Source organism: Tenacibaculum sp. M341 (genome assembly GCF_004337695.1).
GTDB lineage: Bacteria > Bacteroidota > Bacteroidia > Flavobacteriales > Flavobacteriaceae > Polaribacter.
Genome location: NZ_SJXJ01000011.1, coordinates 126,111 through 145,332, shown reverse-complemented (window position 1 = coordinate 145,332; position 19,222 = coordinate 126,111). Strand labels below are relative to the sequence as shown.

At 31.0% G+C, this 19,222-nt stretch carries 11 protein-coding genes; 10 read left to right on the top strand and 1 reads right to left on the bottom strand.

Translation table 11 applies throughout. The features are described from left to right. Positions 1-200 precede the first annotated feature (200 nt). The 6 genes from EYW44_RS14235 to galE all read left to right on the top strand — a co-directional run bounded on the left by EYW44_RS14235 (position 201) and on the right by galE (position 10,731). The gene (locus tag EYW44_RS14235; protein ID WP_132724340.1) at positions 201-1,634 is read left to right on the top strand and encodes a sulfatase-like hydrolase/transferase; all 1,434 of its coding nucleotides are present in this window, start codon (positions 201-203) and stop codon (positions 1,632-1,634) included. A gap of 49 nt (positions 1,635-1,683) precedes the next feature. Beyond that, positions 1,684-3,657: a glycoside hydrolase family 127 protein gene (locus EYW44_RS14230; protein ID WP_132724339.1), complete on the top strand. Its 1,974-nt coding sequence runs from the start codon at positions 1,684-1,686 to the stop codon at positions 3,655-3,657. Positions 3,658-3,804: 147 nt separating this feature from the next. Beyond that, positions 3,805-5,703 (top strand): CRTAC1 family protein, encoded by a 1,899-nt coding sequence (locus EYW44_RS14225; RefSeq protein ID WP_132724338.1) that lies wholly within the window; start codon positions 3,805-3,807, stop codon positions 5,701-5,703. Positions 5,704-5,706: 3 nt separating this feature from the next. Then, positions 5,707-7,275 carry an MFS transporter gene (locus tag EYW44_RS14220; protein WP_132724337.1) on the top strand — a complete coding sequence of 523 codons (1,569 nt, stop codon included), beginning with the start codon at positions 5,707-5,709 and terminating at the stop codon, positions 7,273-7,275. A 39-nt stretch (positions 7,276-7,314) separates the two neighbouring features. Beyond that, positions 7,315-9,717: a glycoside hydrolase family 42 gene (locus tag EYW44_RS14215; protein WP_132724336.1), complete on the top strand. Its 2,403-nt coding sequence runs from the start codon at positions 7,315-7,317 to the stop codon at positions 9,715-9,717. Between the two features lie 6 nt (positions 9,718-9,723). Then, positions 9,724-10,731 carry a UDP-glucose 4-epimerase GalE gene (gene galE, locus EYW44_RS14210; RefSeq protein ID WP_132724335.1) on the top strand — a complete coding sequence of 336 codons (1,008 nt, stop codon included), beginning with the start codon at positions 9,724-9,726 and terminating at the stop codon, positions 10,729-10,731. A gap of 103 nt (positions 10,732-10,834) precedes the next feature. On the opposite strand, the gene EYW44_RS14205 is transcribed toward galE, so the two are convergent. Next, positions 10,835-12,109: a S8 family serine peptidase gene (locus EYW44_RS14205; protein WP_132724334.1), complete on the bottom strand. Its 1,275-nt coding sequence runs from the start codon at positions 12,107-12,109 to the stop codon at positions 10,835-10,837. Between the two features lie 493 nt (positions 12,110-12,602). On the opposite strand from EYW44_RS14205, the gene EYW44_RS14200 reads away from it, so the two are divergent. From EYW44_RS14200 to EYW44_RS14185, 4 genes are all read left to right on the top strand, one after another. Then, positions 12,603-14,111: a pyridoxal phosphate-dependent decarboxylase family protein gene (locus EYW44_RS14200; RefSeq protein ID WP_132724333.1), complete on the top strand. Its 1,509-nt coding sequence runs from the start codon at positions 12,603-12,605 to the stop codon at positions 14,109-14,111. A 6-nt stretch (positions 14,112-14,117) separates the two neighbouring features. Beyond that, complete coding sequence (locus EYW44_RS14195; RefSeq protein ID WP_132724332.1) at positions 14,118-15,446, top strand: lysine N(6)-hydroxylase/L-ornithine N(5)-oxygenase family protein; 1,329 nt, start codon at positions 14,118-14,120, stop codon at positions 15,444-15,446. Between the two features lie 174 nt (positions 15,447-15,620). After that, positions 15,621-16,799, top strand: coding sequence for an MFS transporter (locus tag EYW44_RS14190; RefSeq protein WP_243643667.1), 1,179 nt, complete (start codon positions 15,621-15,623; stop codon positions 16,797-16,799). A 4-nt stretch (positions 16,800-16,803) separates the two neighbouring features. Further along, complete coding sequence (locus EYW44_RS14185) at positions 16,804-19,221, top strand: GNAT family N-acetyltransferase (RefSeq protein WP_132724331.1); 2,418 nt, start codon at positions 16,804-16,806, stop codon at positions 19,219-19,221. Position 19,222: the final 1 nt, after the last annotated feature.

Genomic DNA, 19,222 nt, shown 5'->3' with positions numbered 1-19,222 from the left:
GTGTAAATTACCTCTTACTAACTTTATTTTATCTATTTCAGTAGGTTTTTAATATGAGAAGTAAGAAGAAGAGAAAAGTTTATTGAGATATATTTACCCTAACTAAGATAAAATATTGTGTGCTTACGATAAAATTAACGAACTATTATAGTTACTGATGTTATAAATTTGATGATTGTGTGTTTTATAAAAACAAGATAATGAGTAAAAAACATTTACAGGTATTCTTATTATTAGCTCTATTTAATATAGGAGCGATAATCAATGCTCAAGATAAACCTAACATTATATTACTATTTGCAGATGATGCAGGTTATAATGATTTTGGTTTTCAAGGAAGCAAAGAAATGCTAACTCCAAGTTTAGATAAATTAGCAGATGAAAGTATACAATTTAAACAAGCTTATGTAACAGATCCAACTTGTGGGCCATCAAGAGCAGGTTTATTAACAGGTAAGTATCAACAACGTTTTGGTTACGAAGAGAATAATGTACCCGGTTATATGAGTGAAGTTTCTGCTCAAGATAATGCAGAAATGGGATTGCCGTTAGGGGAAAAAACAATGGGAGATTATATGCAGAGTTTAGGATATGTTACTGGTTTTTACGGAAAGTGGCATGTTGGTGGGGCCGATCGTTTTCATCCTACAAAAAGAGGTTTTGATGAATTTTATGGTTTTAGAGGAGGAGCAAGAGATTATTTTGCATACAAGAAATTACCAAAAGATAAATTGAATTGGTTAGAAAAAGGATTTGAAAATTATCAGGAGCATAATGGGTATCTGACTGATTTTTTAGCTGATGAAACAATAAAGTTTATAGAGAAGAATAAATCGAAACCTTTTTTTGCATTTGTTTCTTTTAATGCTGTGCATACACCAATGGATGCTAAAAAGGAAGATTTAAAAAAGTTTCCGAATCTGAAAGGAAAACGAAAAGAAGTAGCTGCAATGACATTAGCTTTAGATAGAGCTTGTGGTAAAATTATGGATAAATTAAAAGAGTTAGGTTTAGATGATAATACTTTAATTGTTTTTACCAATGATAATGGCGGACCTTCTGATAAAAATGCATCTGTAAATTATCCACTTAGTGGAACAAAATCAAATCATTTAGAAGGAGGGATTCGAGTACCATTTTTACTAAAACTTCCCAAGGAAAAAAAGCTAAGTTCAAGTTATAAATACCCAATTAGTACTTTTGATTTACTACCAACTTTTTATGAAATCGGAGGAGGAGATGTTTCTAAGATAAAAGATATCGATGGGGTGAGTTTACTTCCGTATATAAAAGGAAGCAAAACAGGAGAACCACATCAAGCGTTATTTTGGAGAAAAGATGGTAGAGGTGCAATTCGAAAAGGGGATTGGAAATTGATACGATTTCCAGATCGTCCTGCAATGTTATTCAATATTGTTGAAGATGAAAAAGAGTTGTATGATGTTTCTAGTGAACACCCAGAGCTGTATAGACAAATGTACAAAGAGTTGTTTGATTGGGAATTAACTTTAGAAAGACCCAGATGGATGTTGAAGAAGAGTTATGAAAAATATGATATTGATAGAATGGATAAATATTGGAATAAAGGAGAAAAAACTTCAGGGAGTTCTTTCAATAAGAATCTTAAAAATTAAAAAATAAATGTTGAATTAATTCAACTTATATATAAAAGCATAGCAGATAATGATAACAGAATCAACTAGTATACATAAAAAAGAGATTGCAACACATACAAAGTTTAAAGGAATTAAATTAGGAGACTGTCAATGGACCACAGGTTTTTGGGCAGACAAATTTAAACTTTGTGAAGATATTATGGTTCCTTACATGGGAGATGTATTGTGTGGAGATATTGGTCATGCACTGAACAACTTTAAAATTGCCGCTGGAGAAAAAACAGGAGAGCATAAAGGAATGTATTGGCACGATGGTGATTTTTATAAATACATGGAAGCTCAGATATATGTATACGGACATAATAAGGATGAAAAGATCTTAGAAAAGTTAGATGAGTACATCAGAATTATAGGAAATGCTCAAGAAGAAGATGGGTATTTACAAACTCAAATTCAATTACGAGAAGATGCAGATCGTTACGAAAACAGAAAGTATCACGAAATGTATAATACTGGGCATTTATTATTAAGTGCTTGTGCACATTATACTATTACAGGAAAAAGAAATTTCTTAGATATTGCTATAAAACATGCCGATTTATTACATACCATTTTTATGCCAGAAACCAAACATTACGGTCGTTTTGGTTTTAATCAAACTCAAATTATGGGATTGGTAAAATTGTATAGAACAGTTGGTGATAAAAAGTATTTAGAATTAGCAGAACGTTTTATAAACAATAGAGGTAAATATGAAGTAGCACACCATTCAACTACAGAAGGTTATCCTATAGGAGATATGGTACAAGAGCGAACTGCACTTCGAGATGCAACAGAACCTGTAGGACACGCTGTATTGGCTTTGTATTATTATGCAGGAGCTACAGATGTGTATGCAGAAACAGGAGAGCAGGCATTATTGGATGCTTTAGACAGGCTTTGGGAAAGTGTAACTCAGAAGAAAATGTATGTAACTGGAGCAGTTGGACAAACACATTATGGAGCATCAAAGAACAGAGATATGATCGAAGAAGGTTTTATTGATGATTATATGATGCCGAATATGACTGCTTACAATGAAACTTGTGCTAATCTTTGTAATGCCATGTTTAGTTATCGAATGTTAGGTGTAAAAGGAGAAGCTAAATATGCAGATATCATAGAATTAGTTATGTATAACAGTGCGCTTTCTGGGATCAGTTTAACTGGGAAAGAGTATTTCTATGCGAATCCATTACGTATGGTAAATAATACAAGAGACTACAATGCACATAAAGATGTAACGGAAACTCCAGAAAGAAAACCATATTTAGAATGTTTTTGTTGTCCACCAAACTTGGTGCGTACAATTGCTAGAGTTTCAGAATGGGCTTACAGTCTATCTGAAAACGGATTAGTAGTAAATCTTTTCGGAAGTAGTGTTTTAGATACAAAGTTACTAGACGGTTCAGTAATAAAAGTTACTCAAGAAACTAATTATCCTTGGGAAGGTAGTATCAACCTAACTATTGAAGAGTGTAAATCAGAAGCTTTTGAATTGTTAGTTCGTATACCTGAATGGGTAAACAATGCTTCAATTTCAATTAATGGTGAAAAAGTTACTGCAGAAGTTATTTCTGGTACTTATGCTATTTTAAATAGAGAATGGAGTGCAGGAGATGTAATTACAATAGATTTGCCTATGGAAACTCATTTTGTAGAAGGTCATCCACGTATTGAAGAGGTAAGAAATCAGGTTGCTGTAAAAAGAGGTCCGGTTGTGTATTGTGTAGAGTCTCCAGATTTACCAAAGGATACAAATATTTTAGATGTTTACATCAACGGAAAAGAAGCTTTAGAAGCAGAATTTAAACCAGATTTTTTAGGAGGAGTTACTACAATTAATAGCGAATTAATGTTACGTAGTGATAATCCAAATTCAATGTACAAAACAGTAAAAGCTCCTCAATGGAATTCTTATAAAACAAATCTTGTTCCTTATTTTGCTTGGAGCAATAGAGGGCAGGCAGAAATGACTGTTTTTATGCCAGTTGTTTGGTAAAACATAATAATTCCCATGCATATAAATAGCAGTTTTACTTTTTAGATTTTATAATTTTTTAATCAAAGAATTTATAAAGAAAAACTGCTATAATTTTTTAAAAAACTTAAAGTAATTCTACTACATGAAAATATAGAAAAGTAGTATATGAAAATCACAACTCATAAGATTATACCTAAAACGCTTTTATTTGGAACGATTTTTATGTTTTCCATTAGTCATTGTCAGTCTAAAAGTCAAAATAATTTTACAGAAGTAAAAAAAGGTTTTCCAAGAAAAGAAAAAAATCTAAGAAAATGGGACGCTCCTGTAGTCGTAGATTTAGATCAAGACGGATATCTCGATTTATTGATAAATGATCATGGTTTTGGCGTTCAAGTTTGTTGGAATAACAAAGGTGAATTTGCAAAACCATTAGATATAATTATGGGAGATTTACATGGAATTTCTGCTGGTGATTTTGATCGAGATGGTTTTATAGAAGTTATAATGTCCAGAGGAGGTGGTTCAGGTAGTAATGCAAGGAATTCAAAATTATTTAAAGTTATAAATAGAGAGTTTATAGCTCAACCTGATTTTAATCCTCCTTTAGAATTAATGAGGGGTAGAACAGTAAAATTTGCCGATTTAAATAATGACGGAAGTCTAGATTTATTAAATTTTGCATTTCCAGATAAACAGAAACAAGGAGATAGCGAAAACTATATTTATAAAAACAACGGATTAGGAACATTATTACTTCAAAACAAACTACCATCTTCTAAAGGTGATGGGCAAAAATCGTTATTGACAGATATTAATAATGACAATGTTTTAGATATCATATTATATGGAAATGCGTCAATTAAAGTATATCAGGGAACAGAAAACTTTAATTTTAAAGAAGTATCTACAAAAGTACTTCCGTTTCTTATAGAAAGAGCAACAAGTATTGTTGAGATAGATTTTGATAATGATGGAGATTTAGATCTATATATTTCAAGAGGAGAAGATTTTAAAAAAGAAGAAACATTCTACAATAAACAAACAAAAGCATTTGGGTTTTATACAAAAAGAGGAATGTTTAAAATACCAGATATACAAGTAGGAGATGTACTTGAGATTGAAAATCTTCAAACTCAATGGCCATATAATGAAGCTTTGTTTTTAGGAGAAACTGGGTATAATTATGAGTTTAAAGGAGAAACACACTCTGGTAGAAACATAAGATTAACTAATAGTAATGCGTTAGGTTTTCCAGATAAAATGGATTTCAAACATAAAAAAGGAATATATCTTGGTTATGTTGGGAATACAAAGTGGAGGTTGGCAGGTTATTTATGGTCACCTAGTACAGGTGTAATTCATAATGTAAAAGATTATAAAGAAAAAACTTATGATAAAGCATTACATGATATTTTACTAGAAAACAAAAAAGGCTTATTTAAAGATGTTACTAATGAAAGGGGAGTTTATTTAAAAGAAAATACTGTTACTACTACTGTTGCAGATTTTGATAATAATGGTTTTCAAGATTTAATGATTCGTAAACGCGGAAATTTGGTTTTCAACAATAAAACAATTCTTTACCTAAATAAAGGAATAGATGGTTTTGAAAATTATCAAGATCATAACATAGTAACAAAAGAGTTAGGAAGTATTGGTTTGGTTATTGAAACGATTGATTACGATAAAGATGGTAATCAAGATGTTGTAATTGGCGATGAAAGAGGAAAGTGGCATTTATTCAAAAATGAATTAGATAAAGCCAAAACAAATAATTACATAACAATTACAGTAGGAAATTCTTCATCAAACAAAGCTACTGCTTTAGGAGCTTTGGTTTCTATTGAATCTTGCACAGGTATACAACAAAAAAGAATAGGAAGTACAGGAGCAAACTATTCACTCTCATTTAATAATCAAATTCATTTTGGTTTAGGTACTTGTAAAAAAACAGTTATAGTTAAAGTAAAATGGTCTAATGGAGAAGAACAAAAAAAGGAAATAAATACATTTAACACTAATGTGTTTATAGGAGAACAAACTAAAACTAACTTAAAATAATTTATGAAATCATATAAGAAAAACGTGTTTATATATGCAACAATAGTTGCTTTAGGTGGCTTTGTTTTTGGATTAGATGCAGCATTAATTTCAGGAGGATTTAAATTTATTACTGCTGAATTTAATTTAAATGAATGGGAAATTGGCGCTATTGGTTTTGGTCCAGGTCTCGGAGTATTAATTGCATTGCCTTTAGCTGCTTGGTCTAGTAATAAATACGGAAGAAAAGCAACATTGAAAACCATTGCTTTATTATACATAGTTTCAGCTATTGGATCTGCATTAGCAACATCATTTACTACATTGTTTTTAGCACGTTTTTTAGGAGGACTAGCTTTTAGTTCTATTACGTTAGCTTCTATGTATGTTGGAGAAATAGCTCCACCAGAACAAAGAGGGAAATTAGTTTCAATGTTACAAATTAATATTGGAATAGGGTTTTCAGCAGCCTATTTTATCAATTATTGGATTTTACAACAAATGGGAACAGATGCAGCTTGGGTAACAGCAATCAATTTAAAAGAAACAGGATGGCGTTGGATGTTAGGAATTGAAATTTTACCAGCTTTCTTTTGGTATATTTTCTTGTTTTTTATTCCTAAAAGTCCAGCGTGGTTGATGTATAAAAACAAAGAAGAGGAAGCTAGAAGTTCTTTAGCAAAAGTATATCCTGAAAATGAAATAGAAGACCATATTCAGGAAATGAAAGAAAGTGTCTCTAAAGCAGATAACAATAAATCAACAACATCACAACTAAAAGAGATATTTAGTGCACCAATGAAAATAGTTTTTATTGTAGCATTAACTTTAGCTATTGTTCAACAATCAACAGGAATCAATGCTATTATGACTTATGCTTCTACAATGTTTGAACAACTTGGTTTAGGAACAGATGGAGCTTTTGCTAGTGCAATTTGGCTAGGAGTTATAGGGTTGTTAGCAACTGTTTTATCACTTTCATTAATAGATAAAATAGGTAGAAGGCCGTTAGTGGTTGGTGGTTTGATATGGATTATTTTAAGTTTAGGAATTTGCGCATTTGGATTCAATCAAGCTACTTATAAAATTACAAATGAAGCGATCAGTAAAATGAAAAATATTCCAGATGTTGATAAGCTTACAGTTTTAGTAGGAAAAGAGTTTAAAAGTGATACAAAGTTTAAAGAAGCAATAAAACAAGTACTAGGAGAAGCATCAGCAAGAGATAATTCAGGAGCATTATTACAAGAAGCAACAAATATTAATGCGTTACTTATTTTATTAGGAATATTAAGTTTTGTAGCGGCATTTAACTTTTCAATAGGACCAATAATGTGGGTATTATTATCAGAAATATTTCCTATTTCTTTACGAGGAGTTGCTATCCCTTTATTTGCTTTAATATCGAGTACAGTAAGTGCTATTGTACAGTTCTTTTTTCCTTGGCAATTACAAAACATGGGAGCAAGTACCATCTTTATTTTTTATGCAAGTATTGTTTCAATAGGACTTTTTATATTATATAAATTTTTACCAGAAACAAAGAACTTATCTATTGAAGAAATTCAAAAATTGATGAAGAAATCTGAATAAGCTTAGTTCAGATGAAATAATAAACAAACACAAATTATAATGAGATTAACAAACCAAATAAAACTACTAAAGACGTTAAGTTTAGTAGCTTTTACAATTTTATGTTTTGGTTGTAAAACAACACTTAAAAATAAATTAGAAAGTGAAGCTTTAACAAAAATTGAAATTTTAGAAAAACTAACGGATAATGCTAGAGAAAAATCAATAGATGTAGCTAGAGAAGAAACCATTTTATGGTTTTCTAAAGAGTTTTTAAAGTTTGCAAACTGGGATCAAGAAAATTATGATGCAGTTGAAAAACTATTCGGATATTATCAAAAATATGAGGCAGAGAAAGAAACTTTAGCGAAAGACTTACCAGATTTTGAAAGAAAAAAAGTCATTCAAATTTTAGATAAAGGAATTGAGGATTTAGAAAATATTTTAAACGGAAAAGTAACTAGAAAACCTGCACAAAAAGTTGCTTGGGATAATATTACTGTTGAAACAAATAAGTTAGTAAATAATGGAAGACCTGTTTTTTTACATGATTATTTTTCTAAAACTGTTGGAGCTCCTTTAACAGATAAAAATATTTACAATGATCATTTAGGTGCAATTTATCATACAGGAAGTCATTTATATGATGTAAATAAAGATCGTCCTAGTAATCCATACATGTTAAATGAAGATGGAACTTTTGATGAAACTTTATTGAGTTACATCACAGAAGTTCCAGATACTAACATTGGTTTTTTGTTGCTTTGGAATATGGGCGTTCCTGATTGGATGAAAAAGAAAGAACCTGAAATAGAAAAAGGAAGATCGTTATTTACAGGTTTTGATGTGGATAATCCTTTGTTGAGAGAGGTTTGGAGTAAAGTAATCAAAAAGACAGGAGAAATAACTAAAGGGAAAAAAGTTACCGATTTAGGTTACATTTTGTCTAACGAGCCACATTGGTTTTCTGAAAAAGGTCATTGGACACAAAAGTATTTAGAGATGAATTCAATTTCATCGTATACGTTAAATAAGTTCAGAGTTTGGTTAGAAAAAAAATACAATGGTAATTTAAAAACGTTAAATGAATATTGGGAAAGTAACTTTAAAAGTTTTGATGAAGTTACTATAGATATTCCTATGAATACAGCTCAACGTGGTACACCATTGTGGTACGATTGGTGTCGTTATAATATGGATAGAGGTATTGAATGGTTTACTTTTTTGCAGAATGAATTAAGAAGTGTAAATCCAGATGCTGATACCCATATTAAAATCATGGCAAAAATGTTTATTGGCGATCACCGTTCTCATGGAATCGATTATGAAGCATTAACAGAATTAACTTCTATGATTGGTGACGATGCAAAAATTACAGGAGGAAGAAACTTCAGAGCCAAACAACCTGAAAAATGGGAGAAAAAGTATGCTTTTTATTGGAATGAATTAGCACATTCTTACGATTTTCAAGAATCAGTGTCACCGAATAAGTTGCATATCAATTCAGAAGGACATTTCTTATCTACTTCTGGGTTTAGAGAATTAGATACAGATATCGATTATGTTAGAAGTAGTTTTTGGTTGGCAACTTTACACGGAATGGATGCAAGTATGTCTTGGTTTTGGGCAAGAGATGCTGATGGTTCTCCAGAAGATAGACTTGAAGGTGAATTGAATTTTTTCGATCCTGCTTTAGCAGGTTCATATGCAGGTTCAGCAAATATGCAACCACATGTAGTGAATGAAGTTTCTCAAGTAATGTACGATTTAAATAGTTTTTCTGAAGAAATTTTAGCTTTAAGAGATCAAAGACGACCATTAAGAATTTTTCATTCTGAAACTTCAGCAATTAATAAAAAGCATCATATGACAGAGCAATCAAAGTTGTATGAGTCAATGTATTTTGAAGGTTTTAATATTGGGTTTGCAACAGAAAAAATTATTAATAAACAAGATCACAAAAATTGGGATGTTGTAGTGGTGTATAAAACACCATATATTACCGAAAGTGAATTCAAAGCTTTACAAAGTTATTTAGATAAAGGTGGAGTTGTTGTTGTTGATTCTAAGGAAAGTTTGACTAAAAATGAATACGGTAAATTACATGCTGTAAAATTATCAGCAAGTAAAGGAAAGTTAGTTTATGCAGATAATGCTAACTTGAGTGAATTTAAAGACATAGCTATTTCAGAAATTAAAGAAGAAAGAAGAGTAAATGTAACGGAAAGTAACGGAACGGATTGGAAAGGTTGTGTATGGAAAGTTGTTAAGAAAGAAAATGAAGACGGTTATGTATTGACAATAGTAAATTTGGGAAAAAACACTGCAGATTTAAAAGTTAGTTTAAAGGGAGAAGATAGCATCTTGGTGAAAAATATGATGAACGGATTGGAAATAGGTGAGCACTTTAAATTGAAGTCTAAAGGAGTACTACTTTTAGATATTACAAAGTCATCAAAATAAATTTGAATGAAGAAAATTTTAATTACTGGTGGATTAGGATTCATTGGTTCACATACAGTTGTGGAACTTCAAAATGCAGGATTTGATGTTGTTATTATTGATGATTTATCAAATTCTAGTATAGAAGTGTTAAACAATATTGGAAGAATAACTGGTACAACGCCAGAGTATCACCAAATAGATTTACGAGTTAAAGAAGAGGTAAAAAGCTTTTTTAACAAAGTAAGCATTGATGGAATTATCCATTTTGCTGCTTTTAAGGCGGTAGGAGAAAGCGTTCAAAAACCTTTAGATTATTACGAGAATAACATTGGTGCTTTGGTATATCTTCTTCAAGAAATGAGAGATAGAAATATAGATCATTTTATTTTCAGTTCTTCATGTACAGTATATGGTCAAGCAGATGAATTACCTATCACTGAAAATGCACCAATTAAACCAGCAGAATCTCCTTACGGAAATACAAAACAGGTTGGTGAAGAGATTATAAGAGATACCTGTAAAGCAAATGGTTTAAATGCAATAGCTTTACGTTACTTTAATCCGATAGGTGCGCACGATAGTTTAAAAATAGGAGAATTACCATTAGGAGTTCCTCAAAACTTAGTGCCTTATATCACTCAAACTGCTTTAGGTATTAGAGAACAATTATCTGTTTATGGTGATGATTATGATACACCTGATGGAACACCAATTCGAGACTATATTCATGTGGTTGATTTGGCGAAGGCTCATGTTGCTGCATTGCAAAGATTGATACAAAAAAAGAACAAAGAAAATTTTGAGTATTTCAATGTTGGTACAGGGAAAGGAAACTCAGTAATTGAAATTATTAAAGCGTTTGAAAAAACAAATGATTTAAAATTAAATTATAAAATTGTAGCAAGACGAGAAGGAGATGTTACTGCTGCATTTGCTGATACTACAATCGCCAATAAAGAGTTAGCTTGGAAAGCTCAAAAAACATTAAATGAGGCTTTGAAATCTGCTTATGAATGGCAGAAGAAGCAGTGAAAGTAAACATAGAATAAATATACCTATAAAAAACAACCCCATTTGTTAAATAAACAAATGGGGTTTTATTATTAGTGAACTATGTCAGATAGAACAATTATAATTATCTCACAGCAATAGGATATCTTTCACCTCTAAAAGTAACAGATCCAGAAGTTCTTGGAGCTCCGTTTCTAGCATGTATAATTCCTGCTACGTGAGGAGAAGCCATAGAAGTACCGCTTATAGTAGCATATCTACCACCTGGCCAAGTTGATAATACGTTTGTACCAGTAGCAATTACATCAATAGGATTCATGTTATAGTTAGAAGTAGAAGCAAATCTTCCGTCACAAGTCATATTAGCAACAGTATAAATTCTATTACCATTGATACAACCAGGATCATAGTTAGCAGCATTTGCAGCATCATTACCAGCAGCAATTGCTACATAAGAACCACCATTAGCTAAAGCTAAAACAGCACTTCTATATGATGATCTAGTTGAACAACTAGAACCGAAGAAGCCACCTAAACTTAAGTTAACAACATCACCAGGTTGATCGAATCTACCAACATGATTAATACCAGCAAGTATTGTAGATGTAGCACTAGAAGTTCCACAACCAAATACTCTTACAGGTACAACATTAGCACCAGCAGAAACACCAACTACACCAATTCCATTGTTAATTGCTGCAGCAGTACCAGCAACATGAGTACCATGTCCGTTACAGTCATCTGCGTTACTAAAACCAGGGAAGAAGTTTCTTGCATAAGTAGTATTAGTTACTACATTTAAGTCTGGGTGATCTAAATCAATTCCACTGTCTACTATCCAAATCCATTGGCTTCTATTTGTTCCATTAGCTGCACCTCCAGCTCTTGTGATACCACAAGGAGTTTGTTGTGCCATTCTTTGTGAAGCATCACCAGCAACAACTTTTTCAATTTGATTTTCTGGTAATTCAACAATTCTATCAAACTCAATATTGTCTATACTTGGGTCTTTAGATAGTTGTTGAAATTCAGCTTCAGTCAATTTTACAGCCATACCAACAATTTCTGTTGTGTAATAGTGTAATACGTTCGATTTATCTAATGCATTTTTAGATAATACTGCATCCATTTTAGAAATAGATACTTCTGAAATGTTGTCAACAGACTTTGCTTTAGCTTCTCTACTAGTAAAAGCAGATCTAGAAAGCACTTGTGAAGTTGGAGCAATTTCAGAGTTTTTGAAAGTAACGATATATTGACCAGGAATAATGTTTCCTTCACTAGCAACAATCTCTGCGTTTGTGTCTAGTCCATCGTTAGAAGTACTTTCGTTTTGACAAGAAGTCATCATTAAAGCCGATACCACGGCACCAACAAAAAATTTGTTTAAATTTTTCATTTTAATTTGATTTTAAAGGGTTTAATTAATAATTATTGAGGCAAATATTGTAAATAAATGAGGATAAAAAAAAACATCCTGTTTAATGTATGTTTAATTAAGATAAACAAAATGTTTTCAGAAAGGCTTAAAAATTGATATCAAAAATCGAACTTTATCATATGAATTAGTACGTAGGTGAAATTTTTAAATGTCAGAAAAGTGTTAAATAGAAAAATCAAAAATTAACATTCTATTTTTTTGTTTAACATTTTGTTTTTGAGTTTTATCTTTTAATAATGTTAAAAAAGTATTTATAATTTATCTTTTTATGGATATCGATGAGTATTTTATCTTAAAATTCTATTAAGGTTGTTGTTGGTATCGTTTTTTTATTTAAAAGTAAACATCTGTTAAGAATAAATATTCACGTCTTTTTTTCTCCTTATTTCGTCATAATCAATTTTTACAATGCATGTAATTTTGTGTTTCTTATTAAGATTAAATAAAAATAATGATTGTAAACGAAGCCCCTCCCTTTAAAGAGCTATCACTGAATAGTTACTTATTTAATGACGAGTCGCTTAAATTATATGAGGAATACATAGGTAAGACTTTACTATATATTCAAAAGTTCTTGTCTAATAGAAAATTTTATAAGGGAGATGATCTTGAAGAGATACGAGAGAATAGACAAAAAGCTAAGTTGGTAGATATTCATACTTCTAGTCCAATTAATAAAGCTTTAGAGGAATTAAATGAATTGTACATAGAAAATGCAATAGCATTTCACAATCCAACCTATGTAGCACATTTAAATTGTCCAATTACTTTACCTTCTATTGTAGCAGAGTTAATAGCAACAACTGTAAATACTGCTGTTGAAACCTGGGATCAGAGTATTTCAGCAACCTTTATTGAGCAAGAGGTGATTCGTTGGATTTGTAACGAATATAGTTTTGATGAAAATTCAGATGGTGTGTTTACTAGTGGAGGTACCCAGTCAAACTTTATGGCACTTTTAATGGCAAGAGATCATTATGCTTTTGAAAAGTTTGGAATAAACATTAAGCAAAATGGTTGGTCAGATAAAGTAAGCAAGTTTAGAATTTTCTGTTCAGAAAAATCACATTTCAGTATTAAAAAGAATGCTGCTTTGTTAGGTATGGGCTATGACGCTGTGATTCCTGTTAAAGTTGATGATAAAATGCAAATGGATGCCGAAGCATTGTTATTAGCTATAGAAAAAACAAAGCAGGAAGGAAATATTCCAATAGCAGTAGTTGCTACTTTGGGTACTACAGATTATGGAAGTTTTGATCCGGTAAAGACGATTGGGAAAATAGCAAAAGATCAAGATATATGGTTACACGTAGATGGAGCTTATGGAGGTTGTTTTGTGTTAACTGATAGTCATAAACATCACTTTGAAGGAGTTGAAATGGCAGATTCTGTAACAATTGATTTTCATAAAACCTTATTTCAACCTGTAAGTTGTAGTGCGTTTTTAGCTAAAAATAAAGAGCATTTTAGATATGTGTCTTATTATGCAGATTATCTAAATCCTATAGAAGCTAAAGATGAAGAGCGTCCAAACTTAATTGAAAAATCTATGCAAACTACTCGAAGGTTTGATGCTTTGAAGGTTTGGTTAACTCTGAAAACACTTGGAACAAAAATTATAGCATCTTATTTAGAAGAGGTGTGTAGTTTGGCGCAACAAGTACACAAATCTTTAGTAGCTAATGAAGCTTTTGAAACAGCACATGAACCAGCTTTAAGTACCGTAGTTTTTAGGTATAAATCTACTAATGTTTCAGATGAAAGAATGCATGATGAAGTAAATCTATTTATAAAAAATACGCTTTTTAAAGCAGGAAAAGCTTCTGTAGCAAGTACCAAGTTAAATGGTAAAACATACTTAAAGTTTACACTGTTAAATCCGAAAAACACAATTATGAATCTCTTGAATATCGTAAAAATGATAGAAGAAACAGGAGCCGAATACAAACCACAAAATTAGAACAAAATGAAGCAGAACATAGTAGCAGATTTTATAGCCATTGGAGTAGGACCATTTAATTTAGGTTTAGCCTGTTTGACAGATCCAATAGAGAATTTAAATGGTGTTTTTTTAGATAAAAAAGAAGGTTTTAATTGGCATCCGGGTATGCTTTTGCAAGATACCACTCTGCAAGTACCTTTTATGGCAGATTTGGTAACCTTGGCTGATCCTACCAATAAATTTAGCTTTTTAAATTATATAAAAGAACAAGGAAGAATGTATTCTTTTTATATAAGAGAAAACTTTTTATTACTTAGAAATGAATATAATCACTATTGCCAATGGGCAATTGAAAAATTATCGAATATTCATTTTAATACAGAAGTGACACATGTAGATTATGATGAGAAAGAGCAGATTTATATTATAACTAGTACATGTACAAAAACAGAAGAAATTAAAATTTATAAGGCTAAAAAGTTAGTTTTTGGCACGGGTACACCTCCTTATATTCCTGAATCTTGCAAGAAATTGAAAGGAAAAGCAGTCCATTCCTCTCAATATTTGAATCATAAAGAAAATCTTCAAAAACAAGATAAAATTACTGTTTTAGGAAGTGGACAAAGTGCAGCTGAAATTTTTTATGATTTACTACAAGAGGCAGATACCATTGGTTATGAATTAAATTGGATTACACGTTCACCAAGATTTTTTCCACTAGAATATTCAAAGTTAACTTTAGAAATGACATCGCCTGAGTATGTAGATTATTTCTTCAATTTACCTGCTGAAAAGCGTGATTATTTAACAAAGCATCAAAAGCATTTGTATAAAGGAATTAATGATGATTTAATAGCTGCAATTCACGATACTTTATATACGAAAAGAATCACATCAGAAGACAAGTTAAAAGTTTCATTACGAACAAATACAGAGTTAATTAATACAGAATTAAAAGAAGATACAATTCAGCTAGACTTACATCAAGTAGAGCAGGATAAGTATTTCAAGCACGAAACTAAAGGTCTGGTTTTAGCAACAGGATATTCGTATCAACTTCCTGAATTCGTAGAAGGAATTTCAGATAGAATAGAGTGGGATTACAAAGATCGTTTTGATGTGGCTCGTAATTATAGTGTAGACAAAAATAAGAATGAAATTTTTGTTCAGAATGCTGAATTACACACGCATGGATTTGTAACTCCAGATTTAGGAATGGCTGCATATAGAAATTCATACATCATAAAAGAAATAACAGGAGTTGAACATTATCCTATTGAAACCAAAATAGCTTTTCAGCAATTTGGAGTTTCAGAAGAGGAAGAAATAAGAGCTTCTATGACTGTTAATTAATTATGAATTTTTAATGCCGAATGTCAGTTCGAGTATTTTTTATACAGTGATAATGGAATAAAAAATGTATCGAGAACAATTAGAGAAACGGAAACTTCTCGATACTAAATTATTCTCCATTGCATTGCAAATAATTTCACTCGAAGTGACAATTAAGTTTAGAACAAACAAAATATGAAGCTTAAAAACTTTTTAATATTAATGACACTGGTTGCAGTAGTAAGTGATTACTTACTGCATCCTTTTTATCCACAGTTTTTCGAGTTGCGTTTCGGAATAACGAACCCTAAACTGGTAGGATATTATTTTGCAGCCATTTGTTTTATGGTAATGATTGCATTTCCTTTTTGGGCATATATCTCAAAAAAAATATCTGAGTTAAATATATTAGTCTACACTCAGTTTGTTGCTGGAATTTTAGCGCTTTATTGTTATTATACTGAATCATATTTAACTTTTTGGATTGTTTCTTTAGTAATGATATTATTCAAAGGAAGCTATTTACTAGTATATCCATATATCTTAAAGATAATTACCAAAGAAGAACATCCCAGCACAATAGGATTATTATCAGTGGTAGTACACTTAGGTGGAATTTTGGGTGCTGTTTTAGGTGGGTTGACCGTTGATCTAATTCATCCCAGTTATATTTTTTTAATAATGGCTGCTGGTGATTTCATACAAATGGGAATGAGTGCCTATTTACTAAAAAGTAAAAGATATGCCACTGGTTTAATAGTGTCTGAAGAAGAGACACCTACTGATAAAAAATTAATTCCCAAAGGATTTATTTTAAAACTAGGATTTATTACGCTCATTCTTTATTTCAGTGATTTTTTAATTAGACCTTTTTTCTCTTTGTATTGGGAAAGTTTTTCAGCTTATAAAACCAAACTTGTATCAGGAACCATTTATGCAATTCCTGGTTTTGTAGCATTAATAACTCTGTGGATTAATAACAAAAGGAAGAAAGAAGAAGGGGCTAATGGAATTATCAATGCATTATGTATTGGTTTAATAGGATTGTTTTTACAGGGAATTCCTTCTGATGCTTTTGTAATTATAGGAAGAATAGTTTACGGATGGGCAATTTTTCAAGGAGTCGTAAAATTTGATGTATTGCTATTTCAATTAAGTAAGCCAGAATCGTATGCTTGGGATTATAGTAAAATCCACTTTTTCCAAAATTTAGGGGTATTACTAGCTTCATTAAGTGTAGGAATAGTTGTAGAAGATTACGGATTACGAATTCCTTTCGCTATTGCTTTATTAGGATTCATTACCACCTTAACACTATACTTTTTTGTTTTCAAATCGGTAAGAATTACTCATAAACAATTAGCAAAAACCTAATAATATGAATCATAAAAATAACATTGTTTTTAGTAAAGAATATGCAGGTTTTGGAGAGATTATAATTCGACCATTTAATGTGTTAAATGATAGTGAATTTTTACATAAATGGGTTAACAAAGATTATGCAGTTTTTTGGGGAATGCAAAATGCAACCTTAGAAGAGGTACAGTCTGAATATATTTCATTAACCACACCAGAGCATTACGATGTATTTGTAGGAGAGTTTAATAATGAACCAGCTTTTGTATTAGAACGCTATAATCCTCAAAAAGATATTATTGGAGATTTTTACAAAGCTAAATATTCAGATTGTGGAATTCATATAATTGTAGCTCCACCCAAGACACCAAAAACTCCAAATTTCACTTGGTTTATGTTTCGTTCTATTATGGATTTTGTGTTTACAAATCCAAGTGTATACAGAATATTAGTAGAACCAGATATTAGAAATAAAAAAATGTTTGCACTATGCCAACGAATAGGTTTCGAATTAGATAAAATAGTCGAATTACCTAATAAAATGGCTCAGTTAGCATTTTTATCCAAAGAAAATTATCAGCAAAAAATAAAAACACCATTACCTTCAAAAAGAAGTAGTATGAATACGATAGATAATGTAGTATCTCCACAACAATCAACTCAACATATACAGCCAGAAGTATGGCAACAAGCAAATACATTATTAGTAAAAAAAGCATTGTGTGAGTTTTCACATGAATTACTAATTCAACCAGAGATTATTGAAAGTTTAGCCAATGGTTATAATCATTACAAGGTACATGCAGATAGTTCAGAAATAAGCTATGAGTTTAATGCAAAGCCATTAGCTTTAAATCATTTTTTAATAGATGAAAACTCTATTAAAAAATATGTAAAAGGTAATGAAGAACCTTTAGATGCTATATATTTTATAAAGGAATACAGAGAAGCACTTGGTATAGCTGATGAAAAAATGCCAGTGTATTTAGAAGAAATAATTAGCACATTATACGGAAGTGCTTATAAGATAACCAAAGGAAATCCTACAGCAAAAGAATTAGCAATTGCAGATTTCCAAACAATAGAACAATCAATGACAGAAGGTCATCCTGGATTTGTAGCTAATAATGGTAGAATAGGATTTGATAGTACAGATTATCGATCATATGCTCCAGAAGCAGGAAATTCTTTTTCACTATTGTGGTTAGCAGGAAACAAATCGAAAGCTGTATATGCAGCTATAGAGTCATTACCTTATGAAAAGTTGATTCAGCAAGAATTAGATAACGATACAATTCAAAAATTCAATGCAATTATAGAAGAAAAAGGGTATGCATCTAACGATTATTTATTCTTACCAATTCACCCTTGGCAATGGTTTAATAAGCTAGCAAATATTTTTGCACCAGAAGTAGCAAAAGGAGATTTAATTTGTTTAGGGTACGGACCAGATCAATACTTAGCACAACAATCTATAAGAACTTTATTTAATATTACAAATCCTCAAAAATTTTATACAAAGTCAGCTTTATCTATTTTAAATATGGGCTTTATGAGAGGATTGCCATTGTATTATTTAGGAACAGCACCTAAAATGGCCGTTTGGTTAGAAGATTTATTGTATAGTGATACGTACATTCAAGAGAATGGATTTAGAATGTTGAGTGAAATAGGATCAGTAAGTTATGTAAACCCATATTTTGAGGAGTTTGGTCCGCATAACGATTATAATAAAATGTTAGCATCATTGTGGAGAGAAAGTCCGTTTTCAGTTGTAACAGAAAATCAAAAACCAATAACCATGGCGGCTTTACTCCACATTGATCATCATGGGAATGCATTATTACCAGAAATGATTAAGGATTCAGGAATTACTATTGATGATTGGTTACGTAAATATCTGAAAGCGTATTTGAGTCCAATGTTACATTGTTTCTATTATTACGATTTGGTATTTATGCCACATGGAGAGAATATTATTTTAGTATTAGAAGATAATATTCCTGTATACGCATTATTAAAAGATATTACAGAGGAAGCCTGTATTTTGAGTCCAGATGTTGAGTTGCCAGATCATTTAAAGCGAATGTATGCTCCTGTGCCTGAAGATGTAAAATTATTATCAATTTTTACTGATATGTTTGATGGATTCTTCCGCTTCTTAGCTCCAATTTTAGAAGAACATTCAAACTATAGTGAAACTCGTTTTTGGGAATTAGTTGCTGAGAATATTAGTGACTATCAATCACAATTTCCGCAGTTATCAGAAAAGTTTGATAAGTATGATTTATTTGCTGATGATTTTAAATTATCATGTTTAAATAGATTACAACTAAACAATCATAAGCAAATGATTGATTTAGATGATCCAGTTGCATTACTTCAATTTGCGGGGAAATTAGAGAATCCGATTGCACAGTTTAAAACTCAAGAAGCTTAGT